The organism is Phaeobacter sp. (assembly GCF_022825805.1).
GTDB lineage: Bacteria > Pseudomonadota > Alphaproteobacteria > Rhodobacterales > Rhodobacteraceae > Phaeobacter.
In genome coordinates this window covers 37,514-60,352 of sequence record NZ_JAJDWC010000020.1, presented here as the reverse complement: position 1 = coordinate 60,352, position 22,839 = coordinate 37,514, and the positions used below count along the sequence as shown (strand labels likewise).

At 56.5% G+C, this 22,839-nt stretch carries 20 protein-coding genes and 1 pseudogene; 9 read left to right on the top strand and 12 right to left on the bottom strand.

The genetic code is table 11. The features are described from left to right. Positions 1-97 precede the first annotated feature (97 nt). Complete coding sequence (locus tag Q0C28_RS01810) at positions 98-1,096, top strand: asparaginase (RefSeq protein ID WP_293572938.1); 999 nt, start codon at positions 98-100, stop codon at positions 1,094-1,096. 82 nt (positions 1,097-1,178) lie between these two features. On the opposite strand, the gene Q0C28_RS01805 is transcribed toward Q0C28_RS01810, so the two are convergent. From Q0C28_RS01805 to serB, 3 genes are all read right to left on the bottom strand, one after another. Then, positions 1,179-1,493, bottom strand: coding sequence for a YciI family protein (locus Q0C28_RS01805; protein ID WP_293572937.1), 315 nt, complete (start codon positions 1,491-1,493; stop codon positions 1,179-1,181). Positions 1,494-1,563: 70 nt separating this feature from the next. Then, on the bottom strand, positions 1,564-2,322 hold the full coding sequence (locus Q0C28_RS01800; RefSeq protein ID WP_293572936.1) for a TSUP family transporter: 759 nt from the start codon (positions 2,320-2,322) through the stop codon (positions 1,564-1,566). A gap of 3 nt (positions 2,323-2,325) precedes the next feature. Beyond that, on the bottom strand, positions 2,326-3,201 hold the full coding sequence (serB, locus tag Q0C28_RS01795; RefSeq protein ID WP_293572935.1) for a phosphoserine phosphatase SerB: 876 nt from the start codon (positions 3,199-3,201) through the stop codon (positions 2,326-2,328). 300 nt (positions 3,202-3,501) lie between these two features. On the opposite strand from serB, the gene Q0C28_RS01790 reads away from it, so the two are divergent. The 3 genes from Q0C28_RS01790 (at position 3,502) to Q0C28_RS01780 (ending at position 7,158) form a co-directional block, all read left to right on the top strand. Beyond that, positions 3,502-4,647, top strand: coding sequence for a phosphoserine transaminase (locus tag Q0C28_RS01790; protein WP_293572934.1), 1,146 nt, complete (start codon positions 3,502-3,504; stop codon positions 4,645-4,647). A 91-nt stretch (positions 4,648-4,738) separates the two neighbouring features. Continuing rightward, positions 4,739-6,334: a phosphoglycerate dehydrogenase gene (serA, locus tag Q0C28_RS01785; protein ID WP_293572933.1), complete on the top strand. Its 1,596-nt coding sequence runs from the start codon at positions 4,739-4,741 to the stop codon at positions 6,332-6,334. A gap of 95 nt (positions 6,335-6,429) precedes the next feature. Then, positions 6,430-7,158: a metallophosphoesterase family protein gene (locus Q0C28_RS01780; protein ID WP_293572932.1), complete on the top strand. Its 729-nt coding sequence runs from the start codon at positions 6,430-6,432 to the stop codon at positions 7,156-7,158. A gap of 93 nt (positions 7,159-7,251) precedes the next feature. Here Q0C28_RS01780 and tdh read toward each other — a convergent pair whose 3' ends face one another. The 3 genes from tdh to Q0C28_RS01765 form a co-directional block, all read right to left on the bottom strand. After that, positions 7,252-8,280 carry an L-threonine 3-dehydrogenase gene (gene tdh, locus Q0C28_RS01775; RefSeq protein WP_293572969.1) on the bottom strand — a complete coding sequence of 343 codons (1,029 nt, stop codon included), beginning with the start codon at positions 8,278-8,280 and terminating at the stop codon, positions 7,252-7,254. Positions 8,281-8,294: 14 nt separating this feature from the next. Further along, positions 8,295-9,482 (bottom strand): glycine C-acetyltransferase, encoded by a 1,188-nt coding sequence (locus Q0C28_RS01770; protein WP_293572931.1) that lies wholly within the window; start codon positions 9,480-9,482, stop codon positions 8,295-8,297. 121 nt (positions 9,483-9,603) lie between these two features. Next, positions 9,604-10,170 carry an XRE family transcriptional regulator gene (locus tag Q0C28_RS01765; protein WP_293572930.1) on the bottom strand — a complete coding sequence of 189 codons (567 nt, stop codon included), beginning with the start codon at positions 10,168-10,170 and terminating at the stop codon, positions 9,604-9,606. Positions 10,171-10,308: 138 nt separating this feature from the next. On the opposite strand from Q0C28_RS01765, the gene Q0C28_RS01760 reads away from it, so the two are divergent. Then, positions 10,309-11,484, top strand: a complete 1,176-nt coding sequence (locus tag Q0C28_RS01760) for an acetyl-CoA C-acyltransferase family protein (protein ID WP_293572929.1) — start codon at positions 10,309-10,311, stop codon at positions 11,482-11,484. Between the two features lie 136 nt (positions 11,485-11,620). On the opposite strand, the pseudogene Q0C28_RS01755 reads toward Q0C28_RS01760, so the two are convergent. The 6 genes and pseudogenes from Q0C28_RS01755 to Q0C28_RS01730 all read right to left on the bottom strand — a co-directional run. Then, positions 11,621-12,466: pseudogene (locus Q0C28_RS01755) on the bottom strand (ABC transporter permease); the annotation flags it as partial. Between the two features lie 14 nt (positions 12,467-12,480). After that, positions 12,481-13,752: an ABC transporter permease gene (locus Q0C28_RS01750; RefSeq protein ID WP_293572927.1), complete on the bottom strand. Its 1,272-nt coding sequence runs from the start codon at positions 13,750-13,752 to the stop codon at positions 12,481-12,483. A 101-nt stretch (positions 13,753-13,853) separates the two neighbouring features. Continuing rightward, positions 13,854-14,960: an extracellular solute-binding protein gene (locus tag Q0C28_RS01745; protein ID WP_293572926.1), complete on the bottom strand. Its 1,107-nt coding sequence runs from the start codon at positions 14,958-14,960 to the stop codon at positions 13,854-13,856. Between the two features lie 99 nt (positions 14,961-15,059). Further along, entirely contained in the window at positions 15,060-16,160 is a 1,101-nt protein-coding gene (locus Q0C28_RS01740; protein ID WP_293572925.1) for an ABC transporter ATP-binding protein, read from the bottom strand. A 361-nt stretch (positions 16,161-16,521) separates the two neighbouring features. Further along, positions 16,522-17,916, bottom strand: coding sequence for an aspartate aminotransferase family protein (locus tag Q0C28_RS01735; RefSeq protein WP_293572924.1), 1,395 nt, complete (start codon positions 17,914-17,916; stop codon positions 16,522-16,524). Positions 17,917-17,989: 73 nt separating this feature from the next. Next, a complete protein-coding gene (locus tag Q0C28_RS01730; protein WP_293572923.1) occupies positions 17,990-18,667 on the bottom strand; it encodes a GntR family transcriptional regulator in 678 nt (225 codons plus the stop codon). A 140-nt stretch (positions 18,668-18,807) separates the two neighbouring features. Between Q0C28_RS01730 and Q0C28_RS01725 the strand changes: the two genes are divergently transcribed. From Q0C28_RS01725 to Q0C28_RS01710, 4 genes are all read left to right on the top strand, one after another. Then, a complete protein-coding gene (locus Q0C28_RS01725; RefSeq protein WP_293572922.1) occupies positions 18,808-19,893 on the top strand; it encodes a polyamine ABC transporter substrate-binding protein in 1,086 nt (361 codons plus the stop codon). A gap of 120 nt (positions 19,894-20,013) precedes the next feature. After that, positions 20,014-21,141, top strand: a complete 1,128-nt coding sequence (locus Q0C28_RS01720; protein WP_293572921.1) for an ABC transporter ATP-binding protein — start codon at positions 20,014-20,016, stop codon at positions 21,139-21,141. Beyond that, a complete protein-coding gene (locus Q0C28_RS01715; protein ID WP_293572920.1) occupies positions 21,141-22,022 on the top strand; it encodes an ABC transporter permease subunit in 882 nt (293 codons plus the stop codon). The genes Q0C28_RS01720 and Q0C28_RS01715 overlap by 1 nt, the downstream gene beginning before the upstream one ends. Beyond that, a complete protein-coding gene (locus tag Q0C28_RS01710) occupies positions 22,019-22,834 on the top strand; it encodes an ABC transporter permease (RefSeq protein ID WP_293572919.1) in 816 nt (271 codons plus the stop codon). The genes Q0C28_RS01715 and Q0C28_RS01710 overlap by 4 nt, the downstream gene beginning before the upstream one ends. The last annotated feature ends 5 nt before the right edge of the window (positions 22,835-22,839 follow it).

Genomic DNA, 22,839 nt, shown 5'->3' with positions numbered 1-22,839 from the left:
GAGACCCTCGCTTGCTTACTCATACACACTAACGTAACTATCGCCACGGGTGAAACCCCGTTTTGGCGGGAAATTGCCAACAGGAAAGGCGTTTTTGATGACCAACCCAGTACCAATGGCCGAAGTCTGGCGCGGCCCGCTTCTCGAAAGCCTCCACCTCGGACATGCGGTTGTGTGCAACGCAAAGGGCGAGATCGTGCGCAGCTGGGGTGATCCCAACGCCGTGATCTATCCGCGCAGCTCGGCCAAAATGATCCAGGCTCTGCCGTTGATCACGTCTGGGGCCGCCGCGAAGTATGGGTTAACCTCCGAACAGCTTGCCCTTGCCTGCGCCTCGCACAACGGTGCAGAGATCCACACAAGCCGGGTGAACACATGGCTGGAGCAGCTGTCCCTGTCCGATGATGACCTGCGGTGTGGGCCACAAATGCCCAATGACATTCCGGCCCGCAACGATCTGATCAAGACCGACAACAGCCCGTGCCAAGTTCATAACAACTGTTCCGGCAAACACGCAGGCTTTCTGACGCTCTCGCAACACCTGGGTGCGGGGCCTGATTATATCGACATCGACCATCCGGTTCAGCAGGCCTGTCGTGACGCTTTTGAACAGGTAACAGGAGAGACCAGCCCAGGTTACGGGATTGATGGCTGCTCTGCCCCGAATTTTGCCACCTCTGTCGTCGGGCTGGCGCGGTCAATGGCGTGGCTTGCAAGCGCCGCAGATAGGTCTGGCCGCGATGCCGAAGCGGCACAACAGCTGGTCGCAGCGATGACAGCCCACCCTGAACTGGTTGCAGGAGAAACACGCGCCTGCACCAATCTGATGCGCGCCATGAATGGCAAGGTGGCAATCAAAACCGGTGCAGAGGCGGTCTTCATTGCGATCCTGCCGGAACAGAAACTGGGCGTTGCTCTCAAGATCACGGATGGGGCGACCCGCGCCAGTGAATGCGCCATTGCGAGCATTCTTGTCGGGCTTGGCGTGCTTGACCCGGATCATCCATCCACAAAGCTCTACCGCTATGCCCCGCTGGTGAACCGACGCAATGTGAATTGCGGCGATATCCGCCCGTCAGCTGAACTGTTGGCATAACGACAGATCTCTCACACAGCCCGGGTGTTGTTCTGGAACACAGGTTCATCCAATAGCATCCAGAACGACACATGGGCTTGCGCTACATCTCCATGAGTTCGGCGACCTCTACGGTGCCATCCCCATCGACGGCCAGAGGACATCCTTTGGCCATGGCGCAGGCACTGTGGAGATCGGCAGCTTCGACCACGGAATAACCAGAGATCGGATTGGCCCCGCCGTCGTCGTCCACCCCGTCATGATGCACCGTTTTGGACAGGCCTACAGGGTTTCCTGGCACGACCAGCCCGGACCCGAGCCCCTCCATCCAGGATTTCCAAGCGGCCATCATTCTGGCCCCCTCAGCTTCGCTTTCGGGTGATTTCCCGCCATGATAGGCAAAAATATACTGTGGCATGATATGTCCTCTCCCTGGTTGCAACGCGAGCAGCCGGAGCGGTCCTATCGCTGATCGGGGGCAAAACCCGTCAGAGCATGTCCCACAGCAAACGCAGAGCAAGGACCAGCGACGTCAGCACAAGCAGCGGCTTGATCACCACAGCGCCTTTGTTCTGAGCCAGACCAGCACCCGCACGCGCACCGGCTATTTGTGCAGCCCCCATCGCAAGCCCAACTCCCCACCACGGGGTGGCCACAACGGCAAAGGCCATCAGCGCCCCGGCATTTGATGCAAAGTTCAACAGCTTGGTGTGGGCCGTCGCTCGAAGAATACCATACCCGGCCAAAGACACAAAACCGAGCATATAGAAACTGCCAGCGCCAGGGCCCAGTAACCCATCATAGGCACCACAGAGCGGCACAATCGTTACCGCAAAGAGAGCCGGGGAAATACGGCGCGCCCGATCGCTGTCGTCCAATCCCTTTTTGGTAGCAAAGAACACCGCAATCCCGATGAGCAGAACAGGCAGGATCAGCCGTATCCAATCGGTCGGCAAAATCGTGATCAGCAACGCCCCAACGACCGATGCAAAACCCGCAATCAGCGCCGACCCAGCCTGTTCCCGCAGATTGACATGTCCCCCGCGCGCATAGCTCAACGCGGCCGTGGCAGATCCAAAAAGCCCCTGTATCTTATTGGTGGCCAATGCAGTGATCGGATTCGCCCCCGCCAGCAGGAGAACCGGAACCGTGATCAGCCCCCCGCCTCCTGCAACGGCATCAATAAAGCCTGCAAAAAACGCAGCCGCCACTAGCAAGAGCAGCAGCTCAATTCCGACTTCAAACATGGTTCAGCCTTTGAATTCCGATTTTGCAAAGCCTTGAATATACAATAGCGCCGTCAAATCACCATGGTTGATACGGATGTTGCATTCTGCCGCGACAGCGGGTTTGGCGTGCAGGGCAACGCCGGCCCCAGCCCGTTTCAACATGCCCAGATCATTGGCACCATCGCCCACCGCCATCACATCAGCATCGGTCAGGTTCAGTCGATCGGTGATTTGCTCCAGCGCCTCCTCCTTGGCAGCGCGGCCCAGAATCGGGCGGCCCGCCTGACCGGTCAGCTTCCCATCTTCGACCAGCAGGGTATTGGCCCTGTTTTCGTCAAAGCCCAGATCCGCAGCCACGCGGCTGGTAAAGGCCGTGAAACCACCTGACACCAAGGCTGCGTAGGCGCCATCAGCCTTCATGGTTGCCAGCAACTCACGACCGCCGGGCATCAGCGTGATTCTCTGCTCAAGCACATCGTCAATCACCGTTTCTGGCAGCCCTTTCAGCAGGCCCACCCGCTCTGTCAGCGCGCCTTCAAAATCCAGCTCGCCATTCATGGCCCGCGCCGTGATTTCTTTGACCCGCGCGCCAACGCCAGCTTCTTCTGCAAGCTCGTCGATGCACTCTTGCTGGATCATCGTGCTGTCCATATCCGCCAGCAGCATTTTCTTCCGCCGCCCGGCTGTTTGCTGCACAACCAGGTCGACACCCATGCCCTGAAGATCTGCCCAGACGTCCCACTGATTGTCGGGCACACGATCTATGGTGAATTCTGCAGCCTCATCCGGGGCCAGCCACTGCACATCACCGCCACCCCACGCATTGCGGAGGGATTCGATCAAAGCAGGCGCAAGCGCTGCTGTTGCGGGGGCGCACAAAAGCGTGACAACAAACATGACAATGCTCCATCAGAAAGACTGCGCCAGTCATAAGCCTGCGAGACAGGCAAGGCCAAGCCCCTGTTTCCCTGTCCTCTGCAAAGAAATGACAAGGAGCCACCCTCATCGTTCGCCCAACGGACCGTTTGGTTGAATCCCGATCATATGTTTCCGAAAGGCGTCAAAATGCGTCGCAATTGATTCCAAAATAGCCGCGAAATGGCGATTCATGTGTTGCGACCCCCTCGGAGGAGCAGTACTCCGGTCAGTGGGACACCTCTCCCCAACGAGAGGCGCTTATCTGGAAGGGTAGCAGTAATGGCTATTGAACAACCGGCAACGCGGCCGGCCAATCCGCGTTTTTCTTCTGGCCCCTGTGCCAAACCCCCCGCTTTTGATGTGCAAAAACTCGCAGACGCCCCACTTGGGCGCAGCCACCGTGCTGCTGTCGGCAAAGAAAGGCTCCTGGCCGCCATCGAAGGCACCCGAGAGGTGCTTGGGGTCCCCGCAGACTACAAAATCGGCATTGTGCCCGCCTCCGACACCGGGGCGGTGGAAATGGCGATGTGGAACTTGCTGGGCGCGCGCGGCACGGAAATGCTTGCCTGGGAAAGCTTTGGTGCAGGATGGGTCACGGATGTGGTCAAACAGTTGCGGATCGACGCCGAAGTCAAAACTGCTGATTATGGCGCCTTGATCGATCTTGCGGCTGTCGATTTCGCAAAAGATATCGTTTTCACGTGGAACGGCACAACATCGGGCGTGCGCGTACCGAATGGAGACTGGATTCCTGCCGACCGCGAAGGTTTGACAATCTGCGATGCCACCTCTGCAGCCTTTGCGCAGGACCTGCCCTGGGACAAACTGGATGTGACGACATTCTCCTGGCAAAAGGTGCTGGGGGGTGAAGCGGCCCATGGCATGATCATCCTCTCCCCCCGAGCGGTGGCGCGCTTGGAAAGCTACACACCACCCTGGCCACTGCCCAAAATCTTCCGTCTCACCAAAGGCGGCAAATTGATCGATGGCATTTTCAAAGGCGCCACCATCAACACCCCCTCCATGCTGGCTGTCGAAGACTACCTTCTGGCGCTGGACTGGGCGCGGTCCGTTGGTGGGCTTCAGGGCTTGATGAAGCGGGCCAATGCCAACGCCCAAGCGATTTTTGATTTCTGCGCCAAACACGACTGGATCGACAATCTCGCCGAAGATCCGGCAACACGATCCAACACAGGCGTTTGCCTCCGGTTTACCGATGACCGGATCAAGGATGGCGCGGCCTTTGCAAAAGCTGTGGCCAAGCGGCTGGAAACGGAAAATGTAGCCCTCGACGTGGGTGCCTACCGGGATGCACCAGCCGGCCTGCGGATCTGGTGCGGCGGCACCGTGGAAACCGCCGATATCAAAGCAATGCTGCCCTGGCTCGAATGGGCCTATGAGACCGAATTGCTCTCCCAAGGCTGACCAACAGAACAACGTGGCTCCGGCATGACCCGCCGGAGCACAGTTCCCCATTTTCTGCCCAATGTGGCACCCGAACAAAAGGACCAATACAATGGCTCCCAAAGTACTCGTCTCTGACAAACTGTCCGAAACCGCCGTCCAGATTTTCCGTGACCGCGGCATTGATGTCGATTTCCTGCCCGACGTCGGCAAGGACAAAGACAAACTGGCCTCCATCATCGGCCAATACGATGGCCTCGCCATCCGGTCCGCCACCAAAGTCACCGAGAAAATCCTGGAGGCCGCCCCCAACCTGAAGGTCGTTGGGCGCGCCGGGATCGGCACTGACAATGTCGACAAAGATGCTGCATCCAAGCGCGGTGTCATCGTCATGAACACGCCTTTTGGCAATATGATCACCACAGCGGAACATGCCATTGCGATGATGTTTGCAGTGGCCCGCCAATTGCCCGAGGCCTCTGCATCGACCCATGCTGGCAAATGGGAAAAGTCAAAATTCATGGGTGTTGAGCTGACCAATAAAACGCTCGGCGTGATCGGCGCGGGCAACATCGGGGGCATCGTCTGTGATCGCGCCCGGGGGCTGAAGATGAAAGTGGTCGCATATGATCCGTTTCTCAGCGCCGAAAAAGCCGCAAAGATGGGTGTTGAAAAGCTGGAGCTGGACGAACTGCTGGCCCGCGCGGATTTCATCACCCTGCATGTCCCGCTGACCGATCAAACCCGCAACATCCTGTCGAAGGAAAATCTGGCCAAGACCAAAAAAGGCGTAAGGATCATCAACTGCGCGCGGGGTGGCCTGGTCGACGAAGCTGCACTCGCGGAACTGCTGACCTCCGGCCATATCGCTGGCGCGGCCTTTGATGTGTTCTCCGTCGAACCGGCCAAGGAAAACCCGCTGTTCGGTCTGCCCAATGTGGTCTGCACGCCGCACCTTGGCGCCGCCACAACCGAAGCCCAGGAAAACGTGGCGCTTCAGGTGGCGGAACAGATGTCCAATTATCTGCTGGATGGGGCCGTCGAAAATGCCCTGAACATGCCATCCGTCACCGCCGAAGAGGCCAAGGTCATGGGACCCTGGATCAAACTCGCAGATCACCTTGGTTCCTTTGCAGGGCAGATGTCGGATGAACCCGTGCTGGCAATCAACGTCCTATACGACGGTGTGGTTGCCGATATGAACCTGGAGGCGCTGAACTGCGCCGTGATCGCGGGCATCCTGAAAAGCGTGAACCCGGATGTGAACATGGTCTCCGCACCTGTGGTGGCCAAAGAACGTGGGATCAAGATTTCGACGACCAATCAGGACAAATCCGGCACCTTTGACGGCTACGTCAAAGTTACTGTGGTCACAGCAAAACGCGAACGCTCCGTGGCTGGTACCGTGTTCTCCGATGGCAAACCCCGCTTTATCCAGATCAAGGGGATCAACATCGATGCCGAGGTCGGCGCGCATATGCTCTACACAACCAACGAAGATGTCCCCGGCATTATCGGGGCCTTGGGCCGGACCATGGGGGACAACGCTGTCAACATTGCGAACTTCACCCTGGGGCGGTCAGACGCCGGAGGTGAAGCCATCGCCCTGCTCTATGTGGATGAGCCTGTCCCAGCAGAAGCACGGGCCAAGCTCGCGGAAACTGGTCTGTTCACCCAGATCAAGCCTCTGGTGTTTGATGTCATCTAATCCGAGCTAAAAGTCCCATTTCAACAGCTGCGCCGCCCCTCTATAACGGGCGGCGCAGCCCGTTTAGGCTCACACAAACGGCACAGGAGTCTTGTATGACCGCTCCGATTTACGCCATCGGTGACATTCATGGCCAACTCGCTCAGCTGGAGCGCGCACTTGAACTGATCCACGCAGATGGCGGGCCCAGCCCCACCGTTGTATTTCTGGGCGACTACATCGATCGCGGCGCAGACAGCCGGGCGGTGATTGATCGCATCCTGAACGCAAAAGATGCAGGACAGAACTGGATCACCCTGCTTGGCAACCATGACCGGATGTTTGCCTGGTTCCTCGAAGACACTCCACGCCATGATCCGCATCTTCTGGTCGGCTATCACTGGTTGCATGACCGTCTGGGCGGCCGGGAAACCCTGGAAAGCTATGGGGTCACGTTCGATGATCGCACCCGGCTAGAGGATCTCCATGCAGAGACCAAGGCTGTTGTTCCAGACAGCCACATCAGATTTCTGAACGGCCTTCTGCCAATGCATCAGACAACGGATCTTGCGTTTGTCCACGCCGGGATCAAACCAGGCATACCGCTTGATCAACAAACCGAACAGGATCTGATCTGGATCCGCAAACCGTTTCACGATCACGCTGGCAATCATCCAAAACTGATTGTCCATGGCCACACACCGGTCGATGCGGCAACGCATTACGGCAACCGGGTCAATCTCGACACTGGCGCAGGCTACGGCAAACCACTGGCCGTCGCCGTCTTCGAAGGCCGCGATTGCTGGCTATTGACCCCAGAAGGGCGCCAGCCGCTCACCCCATGATGCTGTGTCCTGCGTGATCCCCTTCCCTTTGCCAAAAATATCCTGGGGGTGAGGGCCGCAGGCCCGAGGGGGCAAAGCCCCCCCACTCGTTCCTCAGGTCCAGTCCAACACGACCTTGCCGCTGGCACCTGATTTCATCGCAGCAAAGCCTTTGGCAAAATCATCCACATCAAAGCGATGGGTGATCACGCGGCTGATATCCAACCCGTTCTGCAACATCGCGATCATCTTATACCAGGTCTCAAACATCTCTCGACCGTAGACGCCTTTGATCGTGATGGCTTTGAACACGATCCGGGACCAATCGACAGGCGATTGACCTGGTGGAATGCCAAGCAGGGCGATTTTGCCCCCCATCACCAATGCATCCACCATCTGATCCAACGCCGCCTGGTTTCCCGACATTTCCAGCCCGACATCAAACCCCTGCTTCAACCCCAACGCCTGCACCACATCCGGCAGGGCCTCCTCGTTCACATTCACGGTCCGTACCGACGGGACCACATGTTCGGCCAAGGCCAAACGGTCCGGATTGATATCCGTGATGACCACATGGCGCGCGCCGGCATGTTTCGCCACAGCTGCGGCCATGATGCCTATTGGGCCGGCCCCTGTGATCAAAACATCCTCTCCCAGCAGATCAAAACTCAGCGCCGTGTGCACCGCATTGCCCAGTGGATCCAGGATCGCGCCGATCTCGTCCGGGATCTCATCCGGAAGTGGCACCACGTTGAAGGCTGGTAATTTTAGATATTGTGCAAATGCGCCTTGCTCATTCACACCGATGCCCCGCGTACCCGGATCGAGGTGAAATTTACCTGCGCGGGATTGACGAGAATCGGTTTGGATCAAATGGCCTTCGCCCGAACACCGCTGGCCCACCTTCAGGTCGCTGACCCTGCGGCCCAACTCAACGATTTCACCTGCAAATTCATGGCCAGTGATCATCGGCAAGGGCACCGTGTGGGCCGCCCACTCATCCCAATTCCAGATGTGAATATCCGTGCCGCAGATCCCGGTTTTGGTGACTTTGATCAGAACTTCATCCGGTCCTATCTCCGGAACCGGAGCTTGAACCTGCCAAAGACCTTCACGCGGATAGCTCTTTTCCAGCGCCTTCATAGTATTGGGTAAGGTCATGACAGAACCCCCAACTCACGGCCGACCTTACCAAAGGCCGCCAGCGCCCGGTCCAGCTCAGCGCGGGTCAGCGCCGCGTTCATTTGGGTGCGAATGCGGGCCTGACCTCGTGGCACCACCGGAAAGAAGAAACCAGCGACATAAACGCCTTCGTCAAACAGTGCCGCTGCCATATCCTGTGCCAACTGGGCATCCCCCAGCATGACAGGAACAATCGGATGCTCGCCTTCCAAAAGATCAAAGCCGAGCTGCTGCAATCCTGCCCGCCAGTATCTGGTGTTTTCAAACAGCTGGGCCCGCAATGCGCCGCCCTCTTCGACCAACCGGATCGCCTCCAGACCGGCGGCGACAATTGATGGCGGCAGCGAATTGGAAAACAGATAGGGCCGCGCCCGCTGCCGCAGGAGATCAATCACTGGCTGCGGCCCTGCAATGTAGCCGCCAATACCGCCCCCAAGCGCCTTGCCCAGCGTGCCGGTGACAATATCAACTTTGACCCCAAAATGCTCTGCCGTGCCTGCGCCAGTGGCTCCCATAAACCCGGTGGCATGACAGTCATCCACCATCACGACGGCATCATATTTGTCAGCCAGCCTGCGGATTTCCGGCAGATTGGCCAGATACCCATCCATCGAAAACACGCCATCGGTTGCGATCAGGATATGGCGGGCCCCATCTTGTCGGGCCTGAACCAACCAGGCCTCTAGATCCGCCATATCATTGTTGAGGTAGCGATAGCGTTTGGCCTTACACAACCGAATGCCATCAATGATCGAGGCATGGTTCAGACTGTCAGATATGATGGCATCCTCAGGCCCGAACAACGGTTCGAACAATCCGCCATTTGCGTCGAAACAGGCCGCAAACAGGATCGCATCATCCTGGCCAAGGAAAGATGCCAGGCGCTGTTCCAGCGTACGATGAATATCCTGGGTGCCGCAGATAAAGCGGACAGAGGCCATGCCGAAGCCTTTGTCATCCATGATTGATCGCGCTGCACGCACCAGATCCGGGTGATCTGCCAAACCGAGATAATTGTTGGCACACAGGTTGATCACCTCCGCGTCGCCAACGGTGATGGCACCCGCCTGAGGCGAGGTGATCATTCGTTCCCGCTTGTAGAGACCATCGGCTTTGATCTCTTCCAGTGTGTTTGAGATGTCAGTCAGAAAATCAGTGGACATGCGGAAACTCCTTCTCTCTCGAGAAGAAGTTCTAACATGGCGGATGAAATTCCGAAATAGGGGAATTTCATCTTAGCGGAAATAAATCCGTGAAACTGGATATAGCGATCCGAGAAAACGATCAGGCGTTTTTGACAATCAGAAAAATACGCGCGCTCCCGTGAACGGAGTTGATGGTATGTGGCACATCGGCGGCGTAGCGTGCGGTATCCCCGATGTGCAGCCGTTCGCTTGCCGTACCCGAGGTCACATCGACCGTGCCATCCAGAACGGTCAGATGCTCGACGGTACCGCGACCGTGAGGCTGGCTGTTCAATGTGCCCCCGTCCGAGAAGCTGATATCATAGACCTCGTGTCCGCCCGCATCTTCTGGCGGAGACAAAATACGGATCAGGCAGCCTTCGCCCATATTTTCAATCGATGGCACATCCGCGGTGTGCAGCACATCAATCCGGCTCTGCGTGTCCGAACGCTCCAGAAGCCCTGCAAAATCCACCTGCAACGCGCGGGTCAAATTCCACAGCGTGGCAATGGTCGGAGAGCTTTCCCCGCGCTCAATTTGGCTCACCATGGAGCGGCTCACCCCTGAGAGATTGGCAACTGCCTCAAGGCTCAGACCCTGGGACCGCCGCGCCTCTTTCAGGCGCGCAGGCAAGAGGGTCAGGATATCGTCTGCATGTTCCGTCATGACGGAATCACTGCGCTGAACTGCAGCATTTGTCAAATCTTTGGGCGTGGATCTTTTGCACGCTCTGACGGGACGTTTCGGGGGACAGACCACGGCGCAGCTGCATAAAGTGGCGCAAACCGGATAAGGAGAAAGAAAATGACCGATATCGTGATCCTCGATGGTGCGCGCACGGCCATCGGCACCTTTGGTGGCGCATTGGCCGCAACAAGCCCGATAGATCTTGCAACCGTCGCCTCCAAAGCCGCGATGGAGCGCGCAGGCGTGGATCCCCAGCAGATCGGCAACGTTGTCTTTGGCCATGTGATCAACACAGAGCCCCGCGACATGTATCTAAGCCGCGTGGCGGCCATGCAGGCCGGGATCCCCAATGGAACGCCCGCGATGAATGTGAACCGCCTCTGTGGATCCGGCGCCCAGGCCATTGTTTCTGGCATCCAGTCGCTCATGCTTGGGGATGCTGAATTTGCGCTGACAGGTGGCGCAGAAAACATGTCGCGCAGCCCTTTCATCGTACCAAGCGCCCGTTGGGGCCAGAAAATGGGCGACGCGCGGGCGCTGGATATGATGCTAGGCGCGTTGAACTGCCCCTTTGGCACCGGCCATATGGGGGTCACGGCGGAAAATGTTGCCGATGCACATGACATCACCCGCGATCAAATGGACGACTTTGCGCTGACCAGCCAAACACGTGCTGCTGCAGCCATCGAAGCCGGACATTTCGCCAGCCAGATCACACCTATCGAGATCAAGGTGAAACGCGACCTGGTGCCGTTTGAGGTCGATGAACATCCCAAAGCCACCTCACTTGAAGCGCTCGCAGGATTGAAGGCGGTGTTCAAAAAAGACGGCAGAGTGACGGCCGGCAACGCCAGCGGGATCAACGATGGGGCCGCGGCATTGGTTTTGGCAACAGCCGACGCAGCCGAGAAAGCAGGGCTGACACTCAAAGCCCGGATATTGGGGTATGCCCATGCCGGTGTGCGCCCGGAATTCATGGGGATCGGTCCGGTTCCTGCTGTTCAAAACCTGCTGGCGAAGACCGGTTTGTCCGTCGCTGATTTCGATGTGATCGAATCAAACGAGGCATTTGCGGCACAGGCATTGGCAGTGAACAAAGAGCTGGGTCTTGACCCCGCCAAGGTAAACCCGAACGGAGGCGCGATTGCTCTGGGTCATCCGGTTGGCGCAACAGGCGCGATCATAACGCTCAAGACGCTGTATGAACTGGAACGGATTGGTGGCTCCAAGGGGCTTATCACCATGTGTATCGGTGGCGGGCAAGGCATCGCTTTGGCGATCGAACGTCTCTGACAGCGCAAAGCGAGACCGCTACGGTCAGACACATCTGGCCGTGGCGAACAACAAGGCCCTCTGAAATCCCAACAAAAAAGGCCCCGGAATGATCCGGGGCCTTACTTTTTCAGAATGCTGGAGATCCGCTCAGGCTTCAGCTAGGGCTCATACCCCGCAGCCGTTCTGACCGGCGGCGCAGCAATTCGACCACAGTCAGCAACGCAATCGAGATCGCAACAAGCAGGGTCGCCACGGCCAGAATGGTTGGCGAAATCTGCTCACGCAGGCCGATGAACATCTGCCATGGCAGAGTTTTCTGCCCCGCAGACCCCACGAACAACACCACAACCACTTCGTCGAAGGAGGTGATGAAGGCAAACAGGCCACCGGAAATCACCCCTGGCAGGATCAATGGCATCTGCACCCGGAAGAAGGTTGTGACAGGGTTTGCACCCATGTTCGCAGCCGCCCGCGTCAAAGAGCGGTCAAACCCAACCAGCGTCGCTGTCACCGTGATGATGACAAACGGGATGCCCAAGGCGGCATGTGCCAGAACCACACCAAGATAGCTGCCTTGCAGGCCGATCTTGCTGTAGAAAAAGTACATACCAGCCGCCGAAATGATCAGTGGAACAATCATTGGCGAAATCAGGATCGCCATGATGGCCCGCCGGAACGGCACATGCTGCTGGCTCAGACCAATTGCAGCCAAAGTACCAAAGCCTACCGACAACAGGGTTGCTACTGGTGCGATCTGCAAGGAATTCCACATAGCGCTCTGCCAGGAATCGTTGCTGAAGAAGTCGCGATAGTGTTTCAGCGAAAAACCTTCAGGGTCCAACCGCAGCATTTCAGGCGTAAAGGTGAAGAAATCCTGCGCGTTGAAGCTCAGCGGAATGATCACGATGATCGGAGCGATCAAGAAAAAGAAGATCAGGCCGCAGATCACTCGGAAGGAGTAGAACCAAACGCGTTGGCCGGTGGTTGCATAAGGAGGAAGTGCACTCATGTCCGTTATCCCAGCTTAACGTTATCGATGCCGACAATCTTGTCGTAGACCCAGTACAGCAGCAGCACGACTGCCAAGAGAATGGCCCCGAGTGCCGCACCCAATCCCCAGTTGCCCGAGGTCGAGATGTGATAGGCGATCAGATTGGAGATGAACGTACCTTTGGTGCCGCCAACCAGTGCAGGCGTGATGTAGTAGCCCACCGCCAGGATGAACACGAGAATGGAGCCCGCGCCAATACCAGGCACTGTTTGTGGGAAATACACTCTCCAGAATGCGGTCCAGTTGGTCGCACCAAGAGATTTTGCAGCCCGCAGATAGGATGGATTGATGGTCTGCATGACCGAATACATCGGCAGGATCATGAACGGCAGCAGAATATGCGTCATCGCGATAATCGTGCCCAGTTCGTTGTTGATCAGCACAAGTCGATTGGCATCATCAACAACCCCCAACCAGACCAGCGTATCATTGATCACCCCTTGCTGTTGCAAAAGGATTTTCCACGCCGAGGTTCGCACCAGGAGCGATGTCCAGAAAGGCAGTAGAACCAGGATGAGCAAGAGGTTCGCCTTGCTGGTCGGCAAATTCGCCAGCAACCATGCAACCGGATAGCCCAGCATGATACAGCTGAAGGTGATGATCAGCGACATGCGCATGGTTCGGATCAGCATCGTATTGTAGATGCGTTCATCCTCTGGGCGCACCTCAACCCCCTCGGATCCCAGTTTGAGATCCACAGCGTTCAGGAAATACCCCATCGTATGCGCGGAGGAATAGGTCGCAACCGTGCGCCAGAGTTCCAGATCAGCCCAACCATCGTTCAGCTCGATCAGGCGTTCCTTGTAAGGGCCCTCATCGGTCACATTCCATTTCTTGACCTTGCGGCCAGATTTACGGAACACCGACGCCATGCCAGGGTTTTCGTAGTTCAAACGTTTCGCCACGCGGGTGTGCGTCTTGGCCTCTGCGGCATCTTTGAGGTCTGCCGCAAGCGCCGCATAAACGGCCTCACCCGGCAATTCATCAGACGCTGGATCCCAGGCAGAGATCGCAACAACGGTGCGTGGAAGTGTATTCTGCACGATGCGGTTATCGACAGAGCGATACAGCATGTCGCCAATCGGCAGAATAAATGTCACTAGGATAAAGAGTAGCAGAGGCGCAATGAGCATCAGAGCCCTGATCTTCTGCATCCGGAGCGCTCGGGCCAGGCTTCGCTTCAATGGCGTGCCATCGGCGGCTAGCATCGGTCCGGTCTGGGTGATATCGCTCATGTCAGGAGCCCCCGTCGGAATATTTTTGTTGGTGGAGAGAGGGCCGCAGCTTGCGCTTGGCAGCCCTCTCCCGTCCGTCGATCTGTCAGATCAAAGACAGATTATTTGGCCAGCCATGCCTGGAATTTCGCATCCAGATCATCGCGGTTGTCTGCCCACCATTCGTAGTCGTAGACGTGTACGTTGCCAGCGTTTGCTGGGTCGGTTGGCATATGTGGCGCCATGTCGATGCCCAGAATGGCGTGCTGACCAACCAGCGGTGCGGAGGACGCACGAGCCGGCCCGTAGGAGATGAACTTCGCCTGATCCGCCAGACGCTGGGTGTCGGTTGCGAACTTCAGGAAGTCCATGACACGCGCTTTGCGGTCTTCCGGCAGATCAGCGGGAACAACCCAACCGTCGAGGTCGAAGGACTGCATGTCCCAAAGCATGTCGATGGGCTGGTTCTGCTCTGCAATTGCAGAGAACAGACGACCGTTGAAGGTGGAACCCATCACAACTTCGCCGTCAGCCAACAGCTGTGGAGTTTCTGCGCCCGCGGTCCACCAGACCACCTGGTCTTTGATGGAGTCCAGTTTGGCCAGTGCGCGGTCTACGCCTTCGTCGGTGCCGAGGACGTCATAGATCTCGTCTTTGGCCACGCCATCGCAGTACAGCGCCCATTCCATGTTGTCGATCGGACGCTTCTGCAGCGCGCGCTTACCTGGGTATGCAGCCAGATCGAACACGTCGCAGATCGAGCTTGGCGCGGTGTCGCCAACCAGATCCATGCGATAGCCGAATGTGGTCGAATACACGATCTGCGGCACGAAGCAGTCGCTGACCAGCAGGTCACCGAAGTCGTCGCTTGCGGAGGTGCCATCGGGTGCAGCCGCCAGAACAGCGTCATGGTCGATTTCTGCGATCAGACCTTCGTCACACATGCGCATCGCGTCGGAGGCAACGGCGTCAACCAGATCCCAGGTGACGTTGCCCGCTTCGGTCATCGCACGCATTTTGGCGGTCGCTTCAGCGGAGCTTTCGTCCCAGATCACTTTCAGATCAGGGTGCATTTCCAGGTAGGGCTCAACATAGGCCTTCAGCTGGCTCTCTTGATACGCACCACCCCAGGACACGATTGTCATTTCATTTGCCATATCGGAAGCCATCGCCATCGGCGCACAAAGCGCTGTGGTCGCTGCCAGGGCAGTCATTTTGGTGAGTTTCATCGACACTCTACTCCTTGTTGCGTTTGTCGTTCTAAAGTCATTGTCCATCAGTCATTTCGTGCCGATGGTTGAGCTGCGGCTGGCCGAGAGCGTGAGCTCTCAGGCATCCAGCGCCCGGCAGTCTTCGGGCAACCAGCCGATTTCAATCTGCTGGCCCGGCTGCAGGCGGGTCTGATCGGGGGCGTTACGGGTCTTGATGATGAACTCATCGTTGCCCGCAACACGCAGACGTGTCCGGAAGATATCGCCCATGTAGATGAACTCCAGCACCTCTGCTTTCAGAGTGTGGGCGCCCTCTCTCATCCGATCTTTGTTGTATTCGACACGCTCAGGGCGGATCGAAACGCGGGTGCGCTCTCCGGGCTTGGAGACGTTGATCGGCTTACAATCAATCAACTCACCATCGTCGAGCTGAACCAGTGCAATGCCGTTGTTGATTTCCTTGACCACCCCTTCGAGGGTGTTGTTCTCGCCGATGAACTGCGCCACGAAACTGTTGGTTGGCTCTTCATACAGCTGGTCTGGCGGCGCCAGTTGCTGGATTCGCCCATCATCAAACACGGCAACACGGTCCGACATGGTGAGCGCTTCGGTCTGATCGTGGGTCACATAAACAGTGGTAATTCCCAGCTGGTGCGCAAGATGCGTGATCTCAAACTGCATTTTTTCCCGCAGCTGCTTGTCCAACGCGCCCAGCGGTTCGTCCATCAAAACCAGCTCGGGTTCAAAGACCAGCGCACGGGCCAGCGCCACACGCTGCTGCTGTCCACCGGACAACTGTGCAGGACGACGACCGCCAAAGGCCCCCATTTCAACCATGTCCAACGCGCGCTTGACCTTTTCTTCGCGCTCGGACTTGCCCAGTTTGCGGACTTCCAGCGGGAAGCTGAGGTTTTCAGCAATGGTCATGTGCGGGAACAGCGCATAGTTCTGGAACACCATGCCGATGCCACGTTTGTGCGGCGGAATGTTGTTGATTGAAACACCACCCAGACGGATATCGCCATGTGTCGCTGTTTCAAAACCCGCCAGCATCATCAGGCAGGTGGTTTTACCCGACCCGGACGGGCCCAACATTGTCAGAAATTCACCCTTAGGCATGGTGAGGTTAAGATCTTTGACGACAAGATTCTCGCCGTCATAGCTCTTTTGTACGCGCTCGAATTCAACGAACGCGCTCGTGTGTGACGCATCAGCCAATGGAGGCTCCCTGATTTGGTTCGGCAGATTGGCTCTGCACTTCTGTCTAGATGTAAACACACCCACCTAGGGATGTGCAACCGGATCATCCAGCACATCTATGAAAATAACCTTAGGGACATGAGATAGCGCAACGGGACGAATTGCGACCTCTCTTCGAAATAAAACGACCTATTTGACGGTCATTTCTCTGATCGAATTCGAATCCCTCATTTGCCGCCTTTCGCTCACCAAACCGTTACCGGAAACAGGAATTTCCAATAAACGACAAAGCCGAGGGCCCGTGGCCCCCGGCTGCAATAGGTGTCAACGTGAAGTCGGTTTATCGCGCTCAATCAGCACGGCCAGCAGCAGCGCGGACCTATGCGCTGTGCAAGAGATCCTTTTGCTGCAGCAGCTCATAGCATTCGTCCAACGATTGGCGCGCCCGCGCGATCAGCGTATCAATCTCGTCCGGCGTAATGATCAATGGCGGAGAGATAATCATCCGATCGCCGACATGCCGCATCACCAGATTGTTGGCAAAACACCGTTCACGGCAAATATAGCCAACCGTTCCGGTTTCGGACGCAAACGCCGCGCGGGTGGCTTTGTTCGGTGTCAGCGCAATAGATCCCATCATGCCAACAATCTTGGCCTCTCCGACCAGCGGATGATCCAGGAGCGACTCCCACTTCTCCTTCAGATAAGGCGCGGCAACCTCGCGAACATGGGTCAAGACACCTTCTTCCTCCAGGATACGCAAATTCTCCAGCGCCACGGCTGCCGCAACGGGATGGCCGGAATAGGTGTAACCATGGTTGAACTCACCGGCGCCGATCACAGCCGCAATCTCATCGCTCACGATGGAGCCGCCAATTGGCGCATATCCCGAAGAGAGGCCTTTTGCGATCGTCATAATGTCGGGACAAATGCCCATGGTTTGGCTGCCAAACCAGTTGCCCGTCCGCCCGAAACCGCAAATCACCTCGTCCGCGATCAGGAGGATGCTGTATTTATCGCAGATCCGCTGAATTTCAGGCCAATAAGTATGAGGTGGCACAATAACGCCGCCTGCGCCCTGGACGGGTTCTGCGATGAAGGCCGCGACCCGGTCTTCACCCAGCTCCAAGATAGCCTCTTCCAACTCTTGCGCCCGAGCCAGTCCAAATGCCTCTTCCGACATGTCACCCGCTTCAGCCCACCAGTTTGGCTGATTGAGGTGGTGAATATCGGGGATCGGCATCCCACCCTGCTCGTGCATCGCGCTCATACCACCAAGACTGCCGCTGCCAACGGATGAGCCGTGATAGGCGTTTTTGCGGCTTATGATGATCGATTTGCTGGGCTGGCCTTTTTCGGCCCAATAATGACGGACAAGCCGGATATTGGTATCATTTGCCTCCGAGCCGGAGCCAGCAAAAAAGACGTGGTTCAGCCCATCGGGTGCAAGTTCCGCAATCTTTGCGGCCAGGGCGATCACTGGGGCATGCGTGGTTTGGAAAAACGTATTGTAGTACGGCAATTCCCGCATCTGCCGCGCTGCCACATCTGCCAGCTCCGCACGGCCGTAGCCGATGTTCACACACCATAGCCCGGCCATCGCATCAAGGATCTGATTGCCTTCGCTATCCGTCAACGTCACCCCATTGGCACGGGTGATGACCCGCGCACCTTTTTCTGCCAGTTCACCATTGGCGGTGAACGGGTGCATGTGATGCGCAGCGTCCAGGGCTTGCAATTCTGCCGTTGGCAGATGGTTCGTGATCGCAGTCATCAGACAGACTCCAAAAAAACAGATGTGACCAAGAATATGATCAAATTAGAGCGTGTCAATCGAATCAGTCGATCTATTCCAAGCCCTGCGCGATCTGATCCATACCTTGTGCAACGTCCCTTTCCATCGCCAAAGCGGCCAGTTCCGGATCCTTGCGGCGCAGCGCTTCCAGGATGTCTTTGTGGCGGTCCGGAAAGCTCTGCGTCCCGAGACGTCCACAGACGACACGAAGCGATGGACCAAACTGTAGCCACAAGCGATCGGCCAGATCGCTCAGGATTGGGGCATTCGCCAGCTCATACAGCCGTGTGTGAAACTGATAGTTCTGCACCAAATACCCAGCCACATCCCCGGAGGAAATTGCCTGGTCCAAGGCAGTATCAATGGCCTCCAATGCCGAAATATCGCTCGGTTGAACTTGCTCAGTAGCCAAACGCGCCAGCTGGCATTCAATTGTTTTTCTTGCGTAAATCAGCTGCACCAGATCGTTCTTGTCCAAGACGGGTACTGAAACGCGGCGGTTGCCCTGAAACATCAGTGCACCATCTGAAATCAACCGACGAATGGCCTCTCGGACCGGTGTCATTCCTGCGCCCAGCGCCTCCACTAGACCCTGGATGGTGACCGCTTGCCCGGGGGCAAGCTCCCCGAAGAGAATCTGGCCCCTTATGGTCTGATAGACCGTTTCATGTGCCGGTGGTTTCGCAGCGGGTGTGGCCACATTTGATGCATCTGACTGGCTTGAATTCACCTTGGGGTTTCCTCCTAATTTTTGGGCAGCTTGCACCAAGTTTTTCCAGGTGAAAACATAAACAGTGTTGCCCAAAGAGGCAAAAATTGATCAAATCTCACCAGCCGGTCGGTGAAACCGGCACGCACAGGGAGACATTCATGACACTCAAGACGATGACATTGACCGCCATCGTGGCGCTCAGCAGTGCGGCCGCTGTCGCCGAAGAAGTTCGGGTTTATAACTGGTCCGATTACATCGATGAAGAGCTTTTGGCCAAATTCGAAGCTGAAACCGGCATTGACCTGATTTACGATGTGTTCGACAGCAACGAGTTGCTGGAAACCAAGATGCTGGCCGGCGGTTCGGGCTATGATGTTGTGGTGCCAACGGGATCTTTCATGGCTCGGCAGATCCAGGCCGGTGCCTTCCAGAAGCTGGACCAGAGCAAGCTGACCAACTCTGGCAATATGTGGGACGCCATCGAACAGCGCACCGCGCTATATGATCCCGGCAACGAATATTCGGTCAACTACATGTGGGGCACCACCGGGATCGGTGTGAACGTCGCCAAGGTCAAAGAGATCTTGGGCGAAGATGCGCCAATCGACTCGTTGGATCTGGTGTTTAATCCAGCAAATATGGAAAAACTGGCCTCATGTGGCGTGCATTTCCTGGACGCACCGGATGAAATGATCCCGGCTGCCCTGAAGTACATCAATGAAGATCCAAACAGCATGGACGCTGATGTTGTCGCCAAAGCAGAACCTGTTTTGATGGGCATCCGCCCCTACGTCACCAAATTCCACAGCTCCGAATATATCAATGCTCTGGCGAATGGCGATATCTGCGTGGCGTTTGGCTGGTCTGGCGACATTTTGCAGGCCCGCGACCGCGCGGCAGAGGCTGAGAACGGTGTCGAAATCGAATACAACGCGCCAAAAGAAGGGGCGTTGATGTGGTTTGACCAGATGGCGATCCCGGTCGATGCGCCCAACCCAGAAGGCGCTCATAAGTTCTTGAACTTCATCATGGACGCCCAGAACATGGCTGCGGCTTCAAACTATGTGTACTACGCCAACGGCAACAAGGCGTCGCAAGAGTTCCTTGAAGAAGACGTTATCGGCGATCCAGCGATCTACCCCAGCGCTGAAACTGTAGAAAACCTCTACATCAAAGAAGGTTACCCGCCGAAAGTTCAGCGCAAGGCAACGCGCATGTGGACCAAAGTCAAATCCGGCACATAACTGTTTGCCCGTATCGACCAGAGCCGCTGTTATTCAGCGGCTCTTCCAACAAATAACATGCGTGCCGCAGCAGACATGTCTGTTCCAGCATGAAAATCTGTGACTGTCGGGGAGGCCAACATGACCGTGCCTGTTTTTGAACCCTGGAATGATCCAGAAGCAAAGCCGCTGATCCAATTCCAGAATGTAACCAAACGGTTTGGCGTCTTCACTGCAATTGATGACCTATCTCTCGACATCTACGAACGGGAGTTTTTCGCGCTGCTTGGGCCCTCTGGCTGTGGCAAGACCACAATGATGAGGATGCTGGCAGGGTTTGAAACCCCAACCGAAGGAAAGATCTACCTATCCAGCCAAGACATCGCACCAGTCCCGCCCAACAAACGGCTGGTGAACATGATGTTTCAATCCTACGCGCTTTTTCCTCATCTAAGCGTTTGGGAAAACATTGCCTTTGGTCTCAAGCGGGAAAATCGGCCGAAGCATGATATTGCGGAGCGGGTGGACGAAATGCTGCGTCTAACCCGACTGGAGAAATTTGCACGACGCAAGCCGCATCAAATCTCCGGCGGGCAACGACAGCGCGTCGCACTGGCCCGATCGCTTGCCAAGGCACCAAAACTTTTGCTGCTGGATGAACCTCTCGGAGCGCTGGACAAGAAACTGCGCCAAGACACGCAATTCGAGCTGATGGACATTCAGGAAAAAACCGGCACCACTTTTGTGATTGTGACCCACGATCAGGAAGAGGCGATGACAGTGGCATCCCGCGTGGCGGTCATGGACAATGGCAAACTGGTTCAGGTTGCGACACCGGACCGGATCTATGAAAATCCAAACTCTCTTTATGTGGCCGACTTTATTGGTGATGTGAACATCATTGACGGCACGGCTTCCCCGTCGGGTCAGGATCAATACTCTCTGGCCTGGAAAGATGGGTTGGCACCGCTGAATGTGTCCAGCACTCAGTCTTTTTCAGAAGGACAATCCTGCCATCTGGCCATTCGCCCGGAAAAAGTAACCATCTCAGCCGAAGAGCCCACTGGCGCAGACAACGCCGTGCCGGGGCGGGTCTTGGACATCGCTTATCTTGGCAACATATCGACATATCACGTGGAGCTGCCCTCCGGCGCCGTCATCAAGGCCCAGACAGCCAACACCCGCCGCATCGCCCGTCGCGCATTCACTTGGGAAGACCCGGTCTGGCTGTCCTGGACAGCAACGGCTGGCGTTCTGCTGGCTGACTGATGCGCCGCGTTGTCCTGATCGCTATCCCCTATCTGTGGCTGCTTGCACTGTTCCTGGTGCCATTTGCCATCGTCCTGAAAATCGCACTGTCAGATGCCGCAATTGCGCGCCCGCCGTATATACCCCAATTCGACTGGGCCAGCGGGATCTGGGCCTTTCTGGCACAGCTGGATTTTGAAAACTTCGTTTGGTTGACCGAAGATGATCTGTACTGGAAGGCCTATCTGAGCTCGCTCAAGATTGCTGCAGTATCCACAGCATTTACGCTTTTGCTGGGTTATCCGATGGCCTACGGCCTGGCGCGCGCTCCGGAAGAGTGGCGTCCAACCCTGATCATGCTCGTTATCTTGCCATTCTGGACATCTTTTCTGATCCGGGTGTACGCGTGGATGGGCATCCTCTCCAACGAAGGATTGTTGAACCAATTCCTGATGACATTGGGTCTGATCGACAGCCCGTTCGTTATCCTGAACACCAATACAGCGGTCTATATCGGCATCGTTTACACCTATCTGCCATTCATGATCCTGCCAATTTATGCGGCGCTCGAACGGTTGGATGGCGCCCTGATCGAGGCTGCGGAAGATCTCGGCTGTTCACGGCTACAGGCATTTTGGCTGGTAACAATTCCATTGTCTCGCGCCGGGATCATCGCAGGGTGCTTCCTGGTCTTTATCCCAACCCTTGGTGAATTTGTGATCCCATCGCTATTGGGCGGATCTGATACGCTGATGATCGGCAAAGTCCTGTGGGAGGAGTTCTTCTCCAATCGTGACTGGCCGGTGGCATCAGCAGTTGCCGTGGTTTTGCTGCTGATCCTGATCGTTCCCATTGTGCTGTTCCAGCGCAATCAGCAGAAACAGCAGGAGGCAGAGCAATGACCAGACTGAGCTGGTTCAACACAGTTTCCCTGACGCTTGGTTTTGCCTTCTTGTACATACCGATGATCATCCTGGTCATCTACAGCTTCAACGAAAGCAAACTGGTGACCGTTTGGGGTGGGTTTTCGACCAAATGGTACGGAGAGCTGATCCATAACGAAGCCTTCCTGAAAGCGGCCTGGGTTACTTTGAAGGTTGCTGCGATCTCCTCCACAATCGCGACGGTGATCGGCACCATGGCCGCCTATGTCATGGTACGGGGGGGACGTTTCCTGGGGCGCACGCTGTTTTCTGGGATGATCTATGCACCGCTCGTGATGCCAGAGGTAATCACTGGCCTATCCCTTTTGCTGTTGTTCATCGGCATCGGGCTGGATCGCGGTGTGTTGACCATCGTGCTGGCCCACACAACCTTTGCCATGTGCTACGTGTCGGTTGTCGTATCTTCCCGGCTGGTCACCTTTGACCGCTCTCTGGAAGAAGCAGCGCTTGATCTAGGGTGTTCACAGACAGATGCCTTTCGGTTGGTGACGCTGCCCATCATTGCGCCAGCGGTCATTTCCGGTTGGCTCTTGGCGTTTACCCTATCGCTGGATGACCTGGTGCTCGCGTCCTTCACTGCTGGACCATCAGCAACCACGCTGCCGATCAAGATATTCTCGGCTGTGCGACTTGGGGTGGATCCGCAGATCAATGCGCTGTCCACCATCATGATCGCGATTGTCACGATTGGCGTTATCACCGCCTCTTTGATCACCAAACGGCAAATGGTGCGCCAGCGTCAGGACGAACAAAACGCCGAACGCCTGTAGGCGAC